At 66.6% G+C, this 18,383-nt stretch carries 13 protein-coding genes and 1 pseudogene; 7 read left to right on the top strand and 7 right to left on the bottom strand.

Going from position 1 to position 18,383, the window contains the following annotated elements:
* Positions 1–528: 528 nt before the first annotated feature.
* Together R5H32_RS19740 and R5H32_RS21010 are read left to right on the top strand one after the other, a co-directional pair.
* Positions 529–2,439, top strand: coding sequence for a DUF3604 domain-containing protein (locus R5H32_RS19740; protein ID WP_318340381.1), 1,911 nt, complete (start codon positions 529–531; stop codon positions 2,437–2,439).
* 327 nt (positions 2,440–2,766) lie between these two features.
* Positions 2,767–3,123, top strand: a pseudogene (locus R5H32_RS21010) (hypothetical protein); the annotation flags it as partial.
* On the opposite strand, the gene R5H32_RS19730 reads toward R5H32_RS21010, so the two are convergent.
* The 5 genes from R5H32_RS19730 to R5H32_RS19710 are packed head-to-tail and all read right to left on the bottom strand — an operon-like array spanning position 3,042 to position 10,304.
* On the bottom strand, positions 3,042–4,316 hold the full coding sequence (locus R5H32_RS19730) for an aminotransferase class V-fold PLP-dependent enzyme (protein ID WP_318340380.1): 1,275 nt from the start codon (positions 4,314–4,316) through the stop codon (positions 3,042–3,044). The pseudogene R5H32_RS21010 and the gene R5H32_RS19730 sit on opposite strands and share 82 nt — an antisense overlap.
* Positions 4,313–6,757: an FAD-dependent oxidoreductase gene (locus R5H32_RS19725; RefSeq protein ID WP_318340379.1), complete on the bottom strand. Its 2,445-nt coding sequence runs from the start codon at positions 6,755–6,757 to the stop codon at positions 4,313–4,315. The genes R5H32_RS19730 and R5H32_RS19725 overlap by 4 nt, the downstream gene beginning before the upstream one ends.
* Positions 6,758–6,815: 58 nt before the next feature.
* On the bottom strand, positions 6,816–8,423 hold the full coding sequence (locus R5H32_RS19720; RefSeq protein ID WP_318340378.1) for an ABC transporter ATP-binding protein: 1,608 nt from the start codon (positions 8,421–8,423) through the stop codon (positions 6,816–6,818).
* Positions 8,416–9,327: an ABC transporter permease gene (locus R5H32_RS19715; RefSeq protein WP_318340377.1), complete on the bottom strand. Its 912-nt coding sequence runs from the start codon at positions 9,325–9,327 to the stop codon at positions 8,416–8,418. Before R5H32_RS19715 ends, R5H32_RS19720 begins: the two co-directional genes overlap by 8 nt.
* Positions 9,324–10,304, bottom strand: coding sequence for an ABC transporter permease (locus R5H32_RS19710; RefSeq protein WP_263338038.1), 981 nt, complete (start codon positions 10,302–10,304; stop codon positions 9,324–9,326). Before R5H32_RS19710 ends, R5H32_RS19715 begins: the two co-directional genes overlap by 4 nt.
* Positions 10,305–10,552: 248 nt before the next feature.
* Between R5H32_RS19710 and R5H32_RS19705 the strand changes: the two genes are divergently transcribed.
* The 5 genes from R5H32_RS19705 to R5H32_RS19685 all read left to right on the top strand — a co-directional run bounded on the left by R5H32_RS19705 (position 10,553) and on the right by R5H32_RS19685 (position 17,889).
* Positions 10,553–12,160 (top strand): ABC transporter substrate-binding protein, encoded by a 1,608-nt coding sequence (locus R5H32_RS19705; RefSeq protein WP_318340376.1) that lies wholly within the window; start codon positions 10,553–10,555, stop codon positions 12,158–12,160.
* 185 nt (positions 12,161–12,345) lie between these two features.
* The gene (locus R5H32_RS19700) at positions 12,346–14,436 is read left to right on the top strand and encodes a hydantoinase/oxoprolinase family protein (protein WP_318340375.1); all 2,091 of its coding nucleotides are present in this window, start codon (positions 12,346–12,348) and stop codon (positions 14,434–14,436) included.
* Positions 14,437–14,439: 3 nt separating this feature from the next.
* Entirely contained in the window at positions 14,440–16,089 is a 1,650-nt protein-coding gene (locus R5H32_RS19695; RefSeq protein WP_318340374.1) for a hydantoinase B/oxoprolinase family protein, read from the top strand.
* Positions 16,086–17,162, top strand: coding sequence for a histidinol-phosphate transaminase (locus tag R5H32_RS19690; protein ID WP_318340373.1), 1,077 nt, complete (start codon positions 16,086–16,088; stop codon positions 17,160–17,162). Before R5H32_RS19695 ends, R5H32_RS19690 begins: the two co-directional genes overlap by 4 nt.
* Positions 17,152–17,889 carry an Asp/Glu racemase gene (locus R5H32_RS19685; protein WP_318340372.1) on the top strand — a complete coding sequence of 246 codons (738 nt, stop codon included), beginning with the start codon at positions 17,152–17,154 and terminating at the stop codon, positions 17,887–17,889. Before R5H32_RS19690 ends, R5H32_RS19685 begins: the two co-directional genes overlap by 11 nt.
* 20 nt (positions 17,890–17,909) lie before the next feature.
* Here the strand turns inward: R5H32_RS19685 and R5H32_RS19680 are convergent, their stop codons facing one another.
* Complete coding sequence (locus R5H32_RS19680; RefSeq protein WP_318340371.1) at positions 17,910–18,242, bottom strand: hypothetical protein; 333 nt, start codon at positions 18,240–18,242, stop codon at positions 17,910–17,912.
* 37 nt (positions 18,243–18,279) lie between these two features.
* Positions 18,280–18,381: a trimethylamine methyltransferase family protein gene (locus tag R5H32_RS19675; RefSeq protein ID WP_318340382.1), complete on the bottom strand. Its 102-nt coding sequence runs from the start codon at positions 18,379–18,381 to the stop codon at positions 18,280–18,282.
* Positions 18,382–18,383 lie beyond the last annotated feature (2 nt).

Genomic DNA, 18,383 nt, shown 5'->3' with positions numbered 1-18,383 from the left:
TTCTGTTCTACTTCCATCGAGAGGAAGGCTTTGCACCCGACGCGAAGGTCGACTTCCGGCCCTTTCCGTAGAATGCTGCGCTCTGTTAAAAGGTCTCCAAAGGGCTCAAAGCAGCGGTTCGCCGCTCACGTCGTGAACGGCTGGTCCCGCGCGTTGCGGCCGTTCGCTGCGGTCCGCTCAATGGAACGGGGTGCGGACTTTCCCGATCTTCGGCCGACCAACCCGAATGAGCGCGACAGGCCCAAAGCTGGCGCACGATGGCCCACCGGCTGAGGGAAGCTTCATGCGGATAGCTACCGTTTGCCCAATTTCAGGCAAGTTCCAGCCTGCGAACATTGCAGACTTATACGATCGCGCCACGCGCAATTGCGCCTGCTGAGCGAGGAGGCTGAGACCGACGCAGACTGGGCCGGCGGGAGCCACGAAAACTCCCTGGTCGCGATTCTTGTCGCAAAATGATCCGCCCGCGTGTGATGCTTGCGTGGTATATTGGAGAAAGTCGATACAGCGACCGCGAAGGAAACTGCAATGCTACATAGATTGTTTTCAGGTGTCTGCCTCGCGGCGCTTGCGGCCGGCTCATCGCTCGCGCAGCAGAACGACGCCTTAGGTACAGACTTCGCGGTGTCGTCTGAGAATCTGCCATCCACCCATGGCGAATACTCGCCCTTCGTTGGACAGAACTTTCCGAACCGGGTGTTCTGGGGCGACAGCCATCTTCACACTTCCTACTCTTGGGACGCTGGGCTGGTCGGAGGTCGCCTTGGTCCTGACGACGCCTATCGATTTGCCCGCGGCGAGGAAGTCACCGCCAGCTTCGGCGTGCGGGCCCAACTTGTGCGGCCGCTCGACTGGCTCGTTGTTGCGGATCATGCCGAGAGCCTTGGTGTAGCGCAGATGATTGAGCGCGCCGATCCGCGGCTGCTCGCCACTGACGTTGGGCGAGCCACGTATGACCTGTGGAAAGCGGGCGATGCCTATGGCGCGTTCGCGGAATGGGGGAGCAACGTGATCGTCGGCGGTGACGACCCGCTCGATGACCCGGAGATCGCGCGTACGGTTTGGGAAGAGATCACCGCGTATGCCGAACAGTACAATGATCCCGGCGCCTTCACCGCCTTCATCGGCTTTGAGTGGACGTCAGCACCGGGCGGGAACAACTTGCATCGCGTCGTCGTCTACCGGGACGACGCGAGCAAGGCAAACCAGTTGCTCCCCTATGGTGGGACCGACTCTTCCGATCCCGAGGATTTGTGGACCTGGATGGAGACCTATGAAGCCAACACCGGGGGCAGACTGCTAGCCATACCGCATAACGGCAACCTCTCCAATGGCGTGATGTTCGCCGTCGAGACAATGTCAGGCGAGCCCATCGACTCCGAGTATGCCGAGCGCCGGTCGCGGCACGAGCCGCTCTACGAAGTGACCCAGATGAAGGGGGACGGCGAGGCGCACCCGCTCCTGTCTCCCGACGACGAGTTCGCCGACTATGGCACCTGGGACCGCGGCAACTGGAACGGCGAGGCCAAGACGCCGGAGATGCTGCAGACTGAATATGCCCGAAGCGCCCTCAAGCTGGGCCTGCAACTAGAGCGGGAGCTCGGCGTGAACCCCTTCAAGTTCGGCATGGTCGGCGCCACCGACTCCCACACCGGGCTCTCGACCACGCGCGAGGACAACTATTTTGGCAAGGTTCCGTTCATGGAGCCGTCAGATGACCGCTTCGATGCACAGATCGTTCCCGATCCGAACGACGAGGGCGTCGGAACCTACGAGTTCGAGACGCTCGCCTCCGGCCTACAGGGCGTCTGGGCGCGTGAGAACTCGCGCACCGCGCTGTTCGACGCGATGCAACGCAAGGAGACCTATGCGACGACAGGCAGCCGGATCACGGTGCGCGTCTTCGCGGGATGGGATTTCGAGGCCGACGAGGTACAGCGTGCCGACTTTGCGGAGACCGGCTATGCGCGCGGAGTGCCTATGGGCGGCGATATGCGCGCCTATCTCGAGGGGGCCGCGCCGCGCATTATGATCCGTGCACTCCGCGATCCTGACGGTGCCAACCTCGACCGCATCGAGGTGGTCAAGGGCTGGCTAGACGCCGCGGGCGGCCTGCAAGAAGTCGTGGTCGATGCCGCCTGTTCGGACGACCGCGAGATCGTCGATGGCCGCTGTGACGGACCAGTGGGCGACACCGTGGACGTGCAAAGTGCGACTTATACGAACAACATCGGCGATGCGCTGCTGATGGCGTATTGGGAAGATCCCGACTTCGATCCTGCCGAGCGCGCATTCTACTATGTCCGGGTGCTCGAAATTCCGACCCCGCGCTGGACAACCTACGACGCGGCATTTTTCGGGGTCGACCTCCCCGAGGGGGTGCCGGCCGTCCAGCAGGACCGCGCCTACACCTCGCCGATCTGGTACACGCCCAACTAGGGTAACGACCGGTTTCCACACATCGCGTCGGATTTGGCCTTGCGTGGCAACGGCAAGAACGGGCTCGAAGCAGTATTTCGCTGCAATATTCGTCAATGACGGCTAAGGGCCGAAAGTGCATATTCTTGGAAAAGGCCCCGCACAAGACTCAGCGTCAGGCGGGGACAGAAACGGTAGGTGCTTGATTGCATCCTGCCCCCGCAACCAAATTTACCAATCAATATCAAAGCATTACGCCTCGCACCCCGCGGGGCTTTTTGCTTGTGTGCAATTCTTGTCAACGCCGAGTCAACGTTTGACCAGTTCGCCTGAAAAGCGGGGGCGTTCACCGCCGGGGCGGTCGCAAGAAACGAAGCATTGCGCGCCTCGAAATACCTCGGCCGCGCGCTCTGGCGAAGATGGAGCGGATACCACCGCCGGAGCCGCGTCGAAACGAAGATCCGCTTCTCCGCCACCGGCGTGCCCTCCTCGCCCTGCTTCAAAAATGAACGCCTTCTGTGCGTCCGAAAACTTGCTCGCCTTCATGCGATTCCGCTCCTCTCCAGCCGGGAAAGCGTAGCGGAAAACTCCAGCTTCAAACGGTCCAGTTTCCGGGGATCAGATCAGGAAGCTCCCGCGCCGCGGTTTTCTGCCGCGGCCTCTATCGCGGAGAGGAAGCGCGCGACCTCCTCGAGGCTGTTGTAATGGCAGACCGAGACGCGGATGCAGGACCTGAGCCCGAGCGGCTTCAGGATATTGCCGCAGTAGTGGTCGTCGTTGCGAACATGGACGCGGATCCCCTCGGCGCTCAGGAAGTTCACCAGCGCACCCGACTCGACCCCGTCGAGCACCAGCGACACGACACCCTCGCGCCCCTTGGTGGCCGCGCCGCCGATCAGCGTCACGCCGGGCATCTCGGCGAGGCCGCGCAGGTTCCCGGTGCCGTGCAGCATCGCGCCCATGAGCCGCGCCTCGTGGTCATGGATCGCTGCCGCTGCCGCCTCGACCCGCGCGCGTCGATCCGTGGCTTCGGTGAAGCGGCCGCCGAGCCAGTCGAGATAGTCGACCACGTCGGAGAAGGTGGCATAAGCCCCCGCGTCGCGGGTGCCGAGTTCCCAGACATGGGCCGGCCCGCCCACGACCTGCTCCTTCTTGCAGGCGGTCAGCCGGTCCGAGGCCCAGCCGAAGCCGTAGCCGTGGCGCGCGAAGACCTTGTAGGGCGACACCGCGTAGCCGTCGACGCCGTAGGCGGCGCAGTCGATATGGCCATGGCTCGCGTGCTGGATGCCGTCGACGATGATGAACGCCTCGGGCGCCTTTTCGCGGATCGCCGCGGCGATCGCCGGCACATCGACGGACATGCCGGTCACCGGAGAGGTCTGGACGATCGTTGCGACCCGGACATCGGTCGTGATGTGGCGCTGATATTCCTCCAGGCTCACCGTGCCCGTGGCGTCGTCGTGGACGGCGAGAAGGTGCGGCCGCCCCGTCACGTCGGCCCAGCGTGCCATCGCGCTGCGCGAGGCGGGATGCTCGAGTGTCGAGCCGAGCATCACCCCGCCTTCGGCCGCGCCGAGCGCTGCGGTGCGGACCAGCCGGAACAGCACCTCTGTGCCGCTCTCGCCGACGAAGATCTGCCCGCCCGGCGCGTTCAGGAACAGCCGCATGTCGGCGCGCCCCTTGTCGATCGCCGCCATCAGCGCCTTCGAGGCCGGGTTGTCGCGGCCCTGGTTGTCCGGGTAACCGGCATAGGCGGCCGAGGTCTCGATCACCGATTTGAGCCTCAGCGCCCCGCCGGCGTTTTCGAAGAAGACGCGCGGGCCCTCGAACGGGCAGGCATCGACATGGGCAAAGCGGCTGCGGACTTCGTCGAGCAGTCCGGGTTTGTCGGTGATCATTGGGCGCTCTCCAGGGCGGGGGTGACGCCGCGCAGGCGGTCGCCATTTGGGTCGAAGGGGGGGCGGGCGAGGATGCGCGCGATGTGGTTCTGGCCGAGGATGGCGACATGGACGGTGTCGCCGGGCTTGGCCATGCCGGCCTTGAGATAGGCGATGGCGAGCGACTTCTTGACCGAATAGCCGTAGGCACCCGACGAGACCTGGCCCGCGGGCGTGCCGTCGGCGAGGAAGACCGGCTCGCCGCCAGAGGCGTCGGCGAGGCTGGCGTCGATCTCGAGCATGACCATCTCTTCGCGGGGCGGATTGGCGGCGATGTTCTGCCAGGCGGTCTTGTTGAGGAAGTCCTTGTCGGCCTTGATCAGCCGGTCGAGCCCGCTTTCCTGCGGCCAGTATTCCGGGCTGTAGTCGCGGCCCCAGGAGCCGTAGCCTTTCTCGACGCGCAAGCTCATCAGCGCGCGGCTGCCGACCGGGCCGGCGCCGAAGTCGCGGCCCGCATCCAGAAGGGCGGTGTAGAGCGCGACCTGGTCGGCTTCCGCGCAGTGCAGTTCCCAGCCGAGATCGCCGGTGAAGCTCACGCGGAGCGCGATGACCTCGACGCCCGCGACGGTGATCCGCGCCGACGCCATGAACGGGAAGGCCTCGTTCGACAGATCCGCGTCGGTGAGCCGCGCGAGGATGTCGCGCGCCCTCGGCCCGGCGAGGTTGAAGCCGCACATCGCCTCGGTTCGGGATGCGAAGGTCGTGCCCTCGGGCAAGGGCACGGCCCTGAAGAAGCGCTGGTGGAAGCGCTCGGCCATACCCGAGCCGACGACGAGGAACTCCTCCGCCCCGAGCCGGGTCACGGTGAAGTCGCCCGCGATCCCGCCGCGCTTGCCGATCAGGGGCGTGAGGCAGGACCGGCCCACCTTCACCGGCATCCGGTTGGCGAAGAGCGCGTTCAGCCAGTCCTCGGCGCCCGCGCCCTTGACCTCGTATTTGGCGAAGTTCGAGATATCGATGATCCCCGCCCTCTCGCGCAGCATCCTCGCCTCGCGGCCCACGGGCGCCCACCAGTTCTGGCGGGTGAAGCCGTAGGTCTCGTGATCCGGCTCGCCCTGGGCGGCGAACCACAGGGGATGTTCCCAGCCGAAGTTCAGCCCGAAGATCGCGCCCATCTCCTTTTGCATCCCATAGGCCGGGCGGGTGCGGACCGGTCGGCCCGCCGCGCGCTCCTCGTTCGGGAAATGGATCTTGAAGCGGTTCGCGTACTGGTCCTCGACGCGCGCCCTGGTGAAGGCCCTGTCCGCCCAGTGGCCGAAGCGGGCGAGGTCCCAGCCGAACATGTCGAGCGTCGGCTCGCCCTCGACGATCCACTCGGCGGCGAGCTTGCCGAGGCCGCCTGATTGCGAGAAGCCGGGGATGATGCCGTTGCAGCAGAAATAGCCGGTCAGCTCCGGCACCGGACCGAAGAGCGCCGAGGAATCCGGCGACCAGATCATCGGGCCGTTGATCACGCGCTTGATGCCCGCCGTGCCGACGGCGGGAACCCGCTCGATCGCGCGCAGCATGTTCGGCTCGATCCGCTCAAGGTCATCGGCGAAGAGCTCGTGCCCGAAGCCCTGCGGCGTGCCGTCCTCGGCCCAGAACTTCATTCTCTTCTCATAGGCGCCGACGAGCAGGCCGAGGCCTTCCTGGCGCAGGTAGTATTCGCCGTCGCGGTCGGCGACCGAGGGCAGGCGGCGGCCGAGCCCGGCGATCTCCGCGATCGTCTCGGTGACGAAATACTGGTGCTCGGTCGGGATGAGCGGCAGCTCCAGCCCGGCCATCCGTCCGACCTCGCGCGCCCAGAGACCGGCGGCGTTGATGACCCAGGGCGTCGCGATGTCGCCCTTCCCGGTACGGACGATCCAGGTTCCGTCGGGTTGGGCTTCGGTGCCGGTGACAGGAGTGAAGCGGTGGATCTCGGCGCCCATCTGCCGCGCGCCGGTCGCATAGGCATGGGTCACGCCCGAGGGATCCACGTTGCCCCCGTCGGGCTCGTACATGATGCAGCGGATGCCGTCGAAATCGACGAGCGGATGCAGCCGCTCGGCTTCGTCGCGGCTCACCTCGTGGAAGTTCATGCCGTAGCGCTTCGCCTTCGCCGCCTGGATGCGCAGCTGATGCTCGCGCGCTTCGGTCTGGGCGAGGTAGAGCGAGCCCGGCTGGAAGATGCCGCAGCCCTGTCCGGTCTCGGCCTCGAGCTCCTTGTAGAGCTTCATCGTGTAGTGCTGGAGCCGCGAGATGTTGGTGACGTCATGCAGCCCGTGGATGTTCGCCGCCGCGTGCCAGGTCGAGCCCGAGGTCAGCTCCGAGCGTTCGAGAAGGACCACGTCGGCCCAGCCCTTCCTGGCGAGATGGTAGAGGATCGAGCAGCCGACGAGGCCACCTCCGATGACGACGGCCTGAGCATGGGTACGCATGTGTGTCTGCCTTTCGTGCTGGCCGGGGCGCCGGCCGATTTGAACGGGGTTTCGCGTGTCAGCCAAGACCGCGGGCCTCGGAAATGCGGGTAAGCCAGTCGGGATCCATCTCGGGGACGGAGGACAGGAGCAACCTTGTGTAGTCGGGATGGGGCGGGGCGAGGACCTGATCCTTGCCGCCCTGTTCGACGACACGGCCCTTGTGCATCACCACGATCTCGTCGGCGATTGCCTCGACGGTGGCGATGTCATGGGTGATGAAGAGATAGGACAGACCCTGCTCCTCCTGAAGCCGCATCAGGAGCTTGAGGATGTTCTCCTGAACGATCTGGTCGAGCGCCGAGGTAACCTCGTCGCAGATGATCACATCGGGCTCGGCGGCGAGAGCGCGGGCGATGCAGATGCGCTGCTTCTGGCCGCCCGAAAGCTCTGAGGGAAGCCGGTCGATGAAGTGGGCCGGCAGCTCGATCTGGTCGAGGAGATCGACCACCCGGCGCTCCAGCGCTGCCCCCCTGAGTCCATGATAGAAGGTGAGCGGACGGCCGATGATTTCCTCTACCGTCTGGCGCGGATTCATCGCGGTGTCGGCCATCTGGTAGATCATCTGTATCCGTCGCAACTGGTCCTTCGAACGCGCCGCGAGGGCCGGGGGCAGCACCGCGCCGTTGAAGCGCACGACGCCCGTCCGGGGTGGCAGGAGTCCGGTGACGACCCGCGCCGTGGTCGACTTGCCCGAACCGGATTCGCCGACGATCGCCACGGTCCGTCCGCGCGGCAGCCGGATCGAAACATCGTCGAGCACCGTCGCGGTCCCGTAAGCGGCGTCGACCCCCTCGACCGTCAGCACCGCGTCCTCACTCGCGCGCGCCGGCTTGTTCAGGAGCCGCACCGACCACAGCGACCGCGTATACGCCTCCTTCGGCGCCGCCAGCATCTCGCGGGTCGGGGCCTCCTCGACCTCGGCGCCGTGGCGCAGCACCTTGATCCGGTCGGCCATCTGCGCCACGACCGCGAGGTCGTGGGTGATGTAGATCGCCGCCGCGCCATGCTCGCGCACTGCCTTGCGCATCGCCAGAAGCACCTCGACCTGGGTGGTCACGTCAAGCGCGGTGGTCGGCTCGTCGAAGACGACGAGGTTCGGCCGGGGCGAGATCGCCATCGCCGTCATCACCCGCTGGAGCTGCCCGCCCGAAACCTGGTGCGGATAGCGCCGGCCGATCGTTGCGGGCTCGGGCAGCATCAGCGAGCCGTAGAGCGCCCTGGCATCGGCGGCGGCATCCGCGCCGGTCCTGAGCCCCTCGCGCACGCTGGCGGCGATGGTCTGGTCGATGAGCCGCTGGGCCGGGTTGAAGGAGGCTGCCGCGGATTGTGCGACATAGGTCAGCCGCGTACCCCAGAGCCGGCGCTTCTCGGGCTCGCTCGCGCGCACGAGGTCGATGCCGTCGAACTCGACCGAGCCCGCGGTGATCCGGCAGCCGGGGCGGGCAAAGCCCATCGCCGCGAGCCCGAGCGTCGACTTGCCCGCGCCGGATTCCCCGATCAGTCCCAGCACCTCGCCGCGCCGGAGCGTGAGGTCGACACCCCGGATGATCGGCGACCAGCCGCTCTCGGAATGGCCCTCGACTTCGAGGCCGCGGATCTTCAGGAGGATATCGGTGTCAGACATCGTCACGCAGCCCGCTTGCGGTGTGAAGGAACCAGTCGACGACATAGTTCACGCCCACGGTGATGAGCGCGATCGCCGCGGCCGGGATCAGCGGGGTCAGCGCCGCCTTGAGGTCGTATTGCGCGAACTGGATCAACTGGGCGGTCTCGCGCACCATCGACCCCCAGTCGGCGCTCGGCGGCTGGATGCCGACGCCGAGGAACGACAGCGACGCGATCGTGAGAAAGACGAAGCAGAACCGGAGCCCGAATTCGGCCACCAGGGGCGGCAGGATGTTCGGCAGGATCTCGCGGCGCATGACCCAGCCGAGCCCTTCTCCGCGAAGCCGCGCCGCCTCGACGTAATCCATCACCGCCACCGAGACCGCGACCGAGCGGGTGAGCCGGAACACCCGCGTGCTGTCGATCACCGCGATGATCAGGATCAGGTTGAGCGACGAGGCGCCGAAGATCGACAGGAGCATCAGCGCGAAGATCAGGCTGGGGATCGCCATCAGCACATCGACCGCACGGCTGAGGAGCTGGTCGAGCCAACCCCGTCCGATCGCGGCGGCGAGACCGAGCCCGCCGCCAATAAGGAAGGCAAGGAAGGTCGTGGCGAGCGCGATGCCGATCGTGTTGCGCGCGCCGTAGATCAGGCGGGACAGGATGTCCCGGCCGATCTGGTCGGTGCCGAGCCAGTGCTCGGCGCTCCATGGCGCGAAGGGCTGGGCGAAAACCTGCGCCTCGCCATGCGGCGCGATCACCGGGGCCAGGATGGCAACGGTCAGGTAGGCGACGATGATCACGAGCCCGAGATGGGCCGATGCGGGCGCCTTCTTCAGTGCCCGGCCGAGACGCTCGGCCCGGCTGCGACGGATGCGAGGGCCTGAGGCGGCGGCGGTGATTGGCTGGCTCTGGGTCATTTCGGATGCAGAAGCCGGGGATTGGTGACGATGCCGATCACGTCTGCGATCAGGTTGAGCAGGATGTAGGTGGCCGCGAAGAACAGCGCGCAGGCCTGCACCACAGGGATGTCGCGCGATGACACCGCATCGACCGTGAGCTGGCCGATGCCGGGGTAGACGAAGACCACCTCGACGACCACGACGCCGACCACGAGATAGGCGAGGTTGAACGCGATCACCGTGGCGATCGGCGCCCAGGCATTGGGCAGCGCGTGCAAGAGGATCACTCGGCGCGGGCTCTCGCCCTTCAGCCGCGCCATCTCGATATAGGGCGAGGCCATGAGGTTCAGGATCGCGGCTCGCGTCATCCGCATCATATGCGCGACGATCACGAGCGTGAGCGTCAGCGCCGGCAGGACCGAGACGCCGATCCGTTCGCCGAAGCTCATCTCGGGCCGGACATTGGCGAGCGAAGGAAAGATCGGCCAGAGCGTTCCGAGCAGGAGGATCAGGATATAGGCGACGAAGAACTCGGGGAATGAGATCGTCGTCAGCGTCGCCGCGCTCGCGGTCCGGTCGTACCAGGAGTTTCGCCATAGCGCCGACGTGATGCCGAGCGCCAGCGCCAGCGGCACCGCGATCAGCGCGGTCATCCCGGCCAGGAACAGCGTGTTGGCGAGCCGCGGTGCCACAAGGTCCGCGACGGGTCGAGACCGGTCGATGCCCGAGGACGCGCGCCCCGAGAACGAAGTTCCGAGATCGCCCTGCACCAGGGCGCCGAGCCAGTCGAAATAGCGCACGACCAGCGGCTCATCGAGGCCGAGCTCGCGCCGGAATGCCGCGACGGCCTCTTCGGTCGCGGCCTGGCCGAGCACGGCCTGGCCGAAATCGCCTGGCAGCATGTCGACCGCCGAGAAGATGATGATCGAGACGAGGAACAGCGTCACGAGGCCAAGGCCCAGCCGTTTGACGATCGTTCTCAGAACCGGATGCATGGCGCTTGCCTCGAAATCATAAGCGCCGACAGTGCCGGAATGCGGTCACAGGACCGATGGCAACATGCCGAGCGCGAGTAGATCTCATTCCATGATCGGGTGGGGTGCGCGAACAAAAAAAACGAGGTCATAGACCGCGAGTATTTTTGTTGTGACAAAGCCCCCCGTGACTAGCCTTCCGTCGAACCAGCAGCTCCGGCGCCGTTTGCCGCTTGGAGTTGGCTGGGTCGGATCGTGGGAGGAAATTCATGGATAAGTCACGCGATGACTACATTGCGCGCCAGCGTCTGCGCCTCGGTACGGGACAGGTCTCCCGCCGGGGCTTCGTCATGTCGGCGCTCGCCGCCGGGATCGCCTTGCCGACCGCGATCGGCTGGGCCGACGCAGCCCGCGCCCAGGCCCCGAGCAAGGGCGGGCTCCTGCGTCTCGGTCTCGGTAGCGGTTCAACGACGGATACGCTCGACCCGGCGACCTACGAAGGGCCGGTAAACACCGTCCTTGCCTATCTCTATGGCAACAACCTGGTCGAGGTGGACAGTTCCGGCAAGCTGGTGCCGGAGCTGGCAAGCGAGTGGGCGTCGGACGACGCCGCGACCTGGGTCTTCAAGCTACGCGAGGGCGTCGAGTTCCACAACGGCAAGTCACTGGCGCCCGAGGATGTCATCGCATCGATCAACCATCACCGCGGTGAGGATTCGAAATCCGCAGTCGGCGGGCTCGTGTCGCAGATCAAGGATATCCGCGCCGATGGCACGAACGTCGTCTTTGAGCTTTCCGCCCCGAATGCCGACTTTCCCTATGTGCTCAGCGATTACCACCTGATCATCCTGCCCGCCTCCGATGGCGCGATCGACGCGACCGGGGGAGTTGGCTCGGGCGGCTACGTGCTTGAAACCTACGAGCCGGGCGTGCGCATCCATGCCACTCGCTTCGCAAACTACTTCAAGGCCGACCGCGCCCATTTCGATGCGGTCGAGCTGATCTCGATCATTGATCCGACCGCGCGTCAGAACGCGATCATGAACGGCGATGTCGACGCGATCGACCGCGTCGACCCGAAGACCGTCTCACTCCTTGCGCGGGTGCCAACGCTCGATATCCTCGAACGGCCCTCGACGCTGCATTACACTTTCCCGATGAGAGTCGATGCAGCTCCGTTCGACAACTACGACCTCAGGATGGCGTTGAAGCTCGCGGTGAAACGCCAGGAACTCGTGGACAAGATCCTGCTCGGACACGGTGTGGTCGGCAACGATCACCCGATCTCGACCGCCAACCGCTACCACGCCGAGCTTCCCCAGCGCGAGTTCGACCCCGAGCAGGCCGCCTTCCATTACAAGAAGTCCGGTCACAGCGGCGCGCTCCAGCTTTCGGCCTCCGACGCTGCCTTCTCTGGCGCGGTCGACGCGGCCCAGCTCATCGCGGCCTCGGCCTCCGAAGCCGGGATCGAGATCGAGGTCGTGCGCGAGCCGAATGATGGCTACTGGTCCGACGTCTGGAACAAGAAGCCGTGGTGCGTGAGCTACTGGAGCGGCCGACCGACCGAGGACTGGATGTTCTCCTCGGGCTATACCAACGACACCGAGTGGAACGAGACCGCCTGGCGGACCGGCGAGGCCGCCGACCGCTTCAACGCGATCGTCGTCGAAGCGCGAGCCGAACTCGACGACGCGAAGCGCCGCGAACTTTACGCCGAGGCGCAGCGCCTGCTCGCCGACGATGGCGGCGCGCTCACCCCGATGTTCGCCAACCACATCTCGGCGGTCTCGAAGGGCATTGGCCACGGCGACGACATCGCCTCGAACTGGGAACTCGACGGCGCGAAGGCGCCGGAACGCTGGTGGACGGCGTCCTGAGGGTGCCGCTAATCTAGGACAAGTGCCGACCGGTCCCAGCGGGGCCGGTCAATTCAGTAGAGGGGCGGATGACGCGTATTTTCGTCAAGGACATGATGAACCGCCGCGCGACCGGCTGCGATCTCGTCCCCTGTTGACGGAGTGTGGCCGCAACCTTTCCCGCTCCACATTCTGGCAAAGAGAACATGTCCATTCAATCGCCACTGCGCCTTGCTGTCGACATCGGAGGCACCTTCACCGATACCGTCCTGATCGAAGGGGCGGACCGCGTCATCGCCTCGACCAAGACGCTCACCACCCATGAAAATCCTGCCGACGGCGCGATGGAGGGTGTTCAACGTGCCTTGGCGAATGCCGGGCGCACGCTTTCAGAGATCACCGGGTTCATCCACGGCACCACGCTCGCCACCAACGCGCTGATCGAGAAGCGCGGCGCACGCGTGGTCACGGTCACCACCGAGGGGTTCCGTGACATCCTCGAGATCGCCTACGAGCGCCGCTACAGCCAGTATGACATCAATCTCGAAAAGACGGACCTGCTGGTCAGCCGCGACCGCTCGCTGACCATCCGCGAGCGCATGTCGGCGGCGGGCGAGGTGCTGATCCCGCTCGACGAGGCGGCGGTTGCCGGGCTCATCGCCCAGATCGACGCCACCGACGCCGGCGCGGTGGCGATCTGCCTGTTGCATGCCTATGCCAACCCCGCGCATGAACAGCGCCTGCGCGCACTCATCGCCGACGCGAGGCCGCATCTCGCGGTCTCCATCTCCTCCGAGGTCAGCCCCGAGGCGCGCGAGTTCGACCGGCTCTGCACCACGGTCGCCAACGCCTATATCCAGCCCCTGATGGCGCGCTACCTCGCGGCGTTCGAGGCGCGCTTTGCCGCCGAGGGGCTCGGCTGCCCGATCCTGATGATGACCGCGGGTGGCGGCATGACTACCATTGCTACAGCGGCCCATTTCCCGATCCGGCTGGTCGAATCCGGTCCCGCAGGCGGTGCGATCCTCGCCGCGCGCATCGCTTCGGAATGCGGTCTGGACGAGGTCCTGTCCTTCGATATGGGCGGCACCACGGCAAAGCTCTGCCTCATCGACAACGGCGCGCCGCAGACCTCGCGCGCCTTCGAGATCGCGCGCGCCGCGCGCTTCATCAAGGGCTCGGGAATGCCGGTCCGCATCCCGGTGATCGAGATGATCGAGATCGGGGCGGGAGGCGGCTCGATCGCCGCCGTCGACCGGCTCGGCCGGCTGACCGTCGGCCCGCAGAGCGCGGGATCGGAGCCCGGCCCGGCCGCCTTCGGACGCGGCGGCACGAAGCCCACGGTCTCCGACGCCGATATCGTCCTTGGCTATATCCGGCCCGAGACCTTCGCCGAGGGCCAGTTCACCATCGACCCCGAGGCGGCGGCTCTGGCGATGCGGCGCGAGGTGGGCGACGCGCTCGGGCTCGACGCGCGTGCCGCAGCGGACGGCGTGAGCCGTATCGTGGATGAGAACATGGCCAGCGCCGGCCGCATGCACGCAGTGGAATCGGGCAAGGATCTCGGGCCTCGCACGATGATCGCCTTCGGCGGCAACGGCCCCTTGCATGCCTGCCGCGTTGCCCGAGCCGCCGGCGTCCCGCGCATCCTCATCCCGACCAATCCGAGCGTCGGCTCGGCGGTGGGCTTCCTCTTCGCCCCGGTTTCGTTCGAAATCGTGCGCTCGCGCTACTCGATGCTGCAGACGCTCGACTTTGCCGCGGTGAACCGGCTCTTCGCGTCCATGGTGTCGCAGGCGCTTGACGTGGTGCGCCAGGGCGCGGCCGAGGCCGAGGTCATCGTCAGCCGTACCGCGTTCATGCGCTATCACGGCCAGGGCCACGAGATCGAGATCGCGCTGCCCGACCGGGATCTCGAGCTCTCGGACATCGCACCGCTGACCAAGGCCTTTGAAACCGCCTATGCGCGCCAGTTCTCGCGACCCGTGCCGGGAATGGAGATCGAGATCCTCAACTGGTCGGTCCGCGTCGCCACCAGGGCCGACGCGATCCAGCCGGTCGCGACCACGCCTGCCGCGCGCGCGCTCGCAGCGCGCGAGACGCGTTCGGTCACCTGCGACATCACAGGCGCGCGCCGCGAGGCCGCCTTCGTGATGCGCGACGCGCTTGCCCCCGGCGACCGCCTCGCAGGCCCCGCGCTCATCGCCGAACCGCAGACCACGACCTTCGTCGGCACCGACTTCGACGCCGAGGTCGATGCACGCGGCAACCTCGTTCTAACCCGGAAGGGAGCCTGAGCCATGACCGATCTTTCTCCCGCCCGTCTCCAGGTGATGTGGAACCGGCTGCTCGCAGTCGTGGAGGAACAGGGCCAGACACTGATCCGCGCCGCCTTCTCGCCGATCGTGCGCGAATGCGGCGACATCTCGGCCGGCATCTTCGACGTGAAAGGCCGGATGCTCGCCCAGGCCGTGACCGGTACGCCCGGCCACATCAACACGATGGCCGAGGCGGTCAAGACGCTGCGCGAGCGTTTCCCGATCCAGACCATGCAGCCCGGCGACATCTACATGACCAACGACCCCTGGCTCGCCTCGGGGCATCTGAACGACTTCCTCCTCATGATGCCCGCCTTCAAGGACGGCCGCGTCGTGGGCTTCACCTCCTGCACCTCGCACCTCGTTGATCTCGGCGGGCTCGGCATGGGACCGGAGGGGTCCGACATCTATGACGAAGGGCTCCTGATCCCGCCCTGCAAGCTTGTGGACCGCGGCGAGGTCAACGCGCTCCTGATGGAGATCGTGAAGGCCAACTCGCGCGAGCCGATTGCCAACGAGGGCGACATCTACGCGCTCATTGCCTGCTGCGAGGCGGGCGCCAGGCGGCTCGTCGGCATGATGGAGGACTTCGGGCTCGACGACCTCAACGTGCTCGCCGAGCATATCATCGAGACCTCGCGCCGCGGCACGATCGAGGCGATCGCCGAGGTTCCGGAAGGCGTCTACCGCAACATCCTGAAGGTCGACGGCTATGAAAAGGAACTGGAACTGCACGCGACGCTCACGGTGACGCGGGAGCGACTGCATCTCGACTTCACCGGCACGTCGGGCTGTTCGAAGAAGGGTATCAACGTGCCCCTCAACTACGCCACCGCCTATTCGGTCTTCGCCATGCGCTGCATCATCGGCTCCGACATCCCGAACAATGCCGGGTCTCTCGAACCCTTCGTCGTGACGGGGCCGGAGGGGTGCATTCTGAATGCCCAACATCCGGCGCCGGTGGCGATGCGCCACACGCTCGGCCAGATGACGCCGGATCTCGTGCTCGGCTGCCTCACCCAGGCGCTGCCGGACCGGGTGCCGGCCGAGGGCGCGTCCTGCATGTATGACCTGCCGATGCGTCACACGCCGGAAGTCGCGCGCAATGGCGGCCACCAGTTCGCGGTCGAGCTCGTCCATAACGGCGGCACCGGCGCGCGACCGCATGCTGACGGGCTTTCGGCCACCGCCTACCCGTCGGGCGTCTTCGGCTCGCAGGTCGAGATCACCGAGGCGGTCGCCCCGGTCACGATCTGGCGGCGTGAGCTGTTGCCCGATTCCGGCGGCGCGGGCCGGTATCGCGGCGGTCTCGGCCAGCGGATCGAGATGACCTCGGCCGTCGACGAGCCGTTCCTCGTCTTCCTCTCGGTCGAGCGGGTGAAGAACGCCGCCAAGGGCCGCGCCGGCGGCCTGGCCGGCGCGCCGGGCCGGATCCGGGTCTCGGGCCGCGCGGCCGATATCTCGGGCAAGTGCGAGCTGCGCGTGGAACCGGGCGAAAGGCTGATCTTCGACACGCCCGGCGGCGGCGGCTTCGGCAGCCCCGAAGCGCGCGACCCCGACCGTCTGGCACGCGACCTCGCCTCGGGCCTCGTCACCGCCGAAGGTGCTGCGGCCTATGGGGACAAGCGATGATCCGCGCCGTCCCCAACGTCGCCGCGATGGCGCCCTATGCGCTGGCCGATCTCGGGCCCGCGGGCTCGGTCTCGCTGGCCCAGAACGAAAGCGCCTTCGGACCCAGTCCGATGGCGCTGAAGGCGGGCGAGGCGGCGCTGGCGGGCGCCGCGCTCTATCCCGATCCGGACTGGAGCGAACTGCGCGCCGCGATTGCCGAGGTTCACGGGCTCGATGCCTCGCGCATTCTCTGCGGCGCCGGTTCGATGGAGCTGATCGGCTGCCTCATCCGCGCCTTCGCTGGCCCGGGCGACGAGATGCTCGGCACCGATCACGGCTATCTCTTCGTCGCCACCGCCTGCCTGCAGGCCGGGGCCGGCTATGTGAAGGCAGCGGAACAAGACCTTACGGTCTCGGTCGATGCGCTGCTCGCGAAGATCACCTCGCGCACCCGGATAGCGTTTCTCTGCAATCCCGGCAATCCGACTGGCACCCGCATCCCCAATGCCGAGATCCTGCGGTTGCGGGAAGCCCTGCCGGCCGGTGTTCTCCTAGTCGTCGACCAGGCTTACGGTGAGTTCGACGATCAGGATCCGGCACCGGTCTTCGCGCTCGCCGGGCGCGGCGACACGGTGGTGCTCAGGACTTTCTCCAAGGCCTATGCGCTGGCCGGGGCACGCGCCGGTTGGGGGCTTTTCCCCGAGGAAATCGGGCGCGAGGCCCGCAAGCTCCTCAATCCCAACAACGTCTCGGCCGTGAGCCAGGCGATGGCGGCGGCGGCGATGCGGGACGGGGCGCATATGCGAGAGATTGCCGCGAAGACGGCTGCGATCCGCAACGCCTTTGCCGAGCGCCTCGCCACGGCCGGATATCGGATCCCGCCAAGTCACACCAACTTCGTGCTGATCCCCTTCGCCGGCGCCGAGGCCGCAAGGGCGGCCGACGCGCGCCTGCGCGCAGCGGGGCTTCTGATGCGCGGCATGGGCGGCTACGGGCTCGGCCACTGCCTGCGCGCCACCGTCGCCGCGCCCGAACACATGGACCGCGCCGCCGAGATTCTCGCCGCTTTCAGGGAGGAAGGACATGACCGCTGATCCGCGCGCTCTCAAGATCGGGGTGCTGGTCCCCTACACCAACACCAATCTCGAACCCGACCTGATGCTGATGCGGCCCGAGGGCTGCTCGCTGCATTTCGAACGGCTCGGCGACTACGACATCGACGAGATTCCCGATTCCAGCCAGATGGCCCGACTCGGCGCCTCGGACCTGACCGAAACATTGCGGCTGATTTCCGGGGTGCGGCCGAAGGCGGTGCTCTATGGCTGCACCTCGGCAACGCTGACACACGGCACCGGTTTCGACCGCGACCTCGCGGCGAAGATCAAGGCCGGATCGGGCGCGATCTCGCTCACCGCCGCAGGGTCCGTCGTGGCCGCGCTGAAGGCGCTCGGCGCGCAGAAGATCGGCTTCTCCTCGCCCTATGTGGGACAGATCAATGACGAGGCCGTCGCCTTCCTGGCCGATGAGGGGATCGAGACCGTGGCCCGCGCCGATATAGGTCGCAACCTGGGCAATTACGGCCAGGGAGAACTGACCCCGGATGAGGTCTTCGACCTCGCCCTGCGGGTCAACCAACCGGGCGTCGAGGCGATCGTGCTGTCCTGCACCGACATGCGTTCGGTCGAAGCCGTCGCGCGGATCGAGGAGGAAACCGGCAAGCCGGTCGTCACCTCCAACCAGGCGATGATCTTTGCTCTGTGCCGGGCGCTCGGTCTGCCGCGCCCGGACGGCGCGCCGGGGCGGCTTTTCGAGCGGCTCTGAGACGGACGCTCGGCCCCACCTCAAGCGGCCGGCGTGTGGCTGCGCGTGATGTAAGCGTCGTCGCTGTAGCTCAGGCCAAGCGAGAAGAAACAGGGCTGCGCGAGTTCGGCGGTGATCGCCGCGTCCAGATCGGCGAGAAGTGCCGCGGTGAACGCCGCATCCCGGTGCGGCTTCCTGAGCAGCGAGACCGAAACCAGGCAATGCGTGTGCCGGTATCGCGCAGCCGGATAGGCGCGGCACTTGCATTCCCCCGAGTTCGGATCATGCCTCAGGATCGTGTCCTCGATCGTCCGGAACAGCTTCTCGGCGTCGAAGCCGAGGTCGGCGGAATGTTTGATTTCGGCATGTGGCACGGGCGGCTCCTGCGAACGGTGTCCAAGGCGGCGCGGCTCACGGCTCGTCGCTGCCGATCTCTTCTTTCCGGCGGGCGACATAGGCGTCAAGCGCCTCGCGGATGGCGGGGTCCAGCGTGGGCTCTTCGTAGTCGCGCAAGG

This window comes from Defluviimonas sp. D31 (assembly GCF_033436765.1).
In the GTDB taxonomy this organism is placed as follows: Bacteria; Pseudomonadota; Alphaproteobacteria; order Rhodobacterales; family Rhodobacteraceae; genus Albidovulum.
This window is presented reverse-complemented; position numbering and strand designations above follow the sequence as displayed.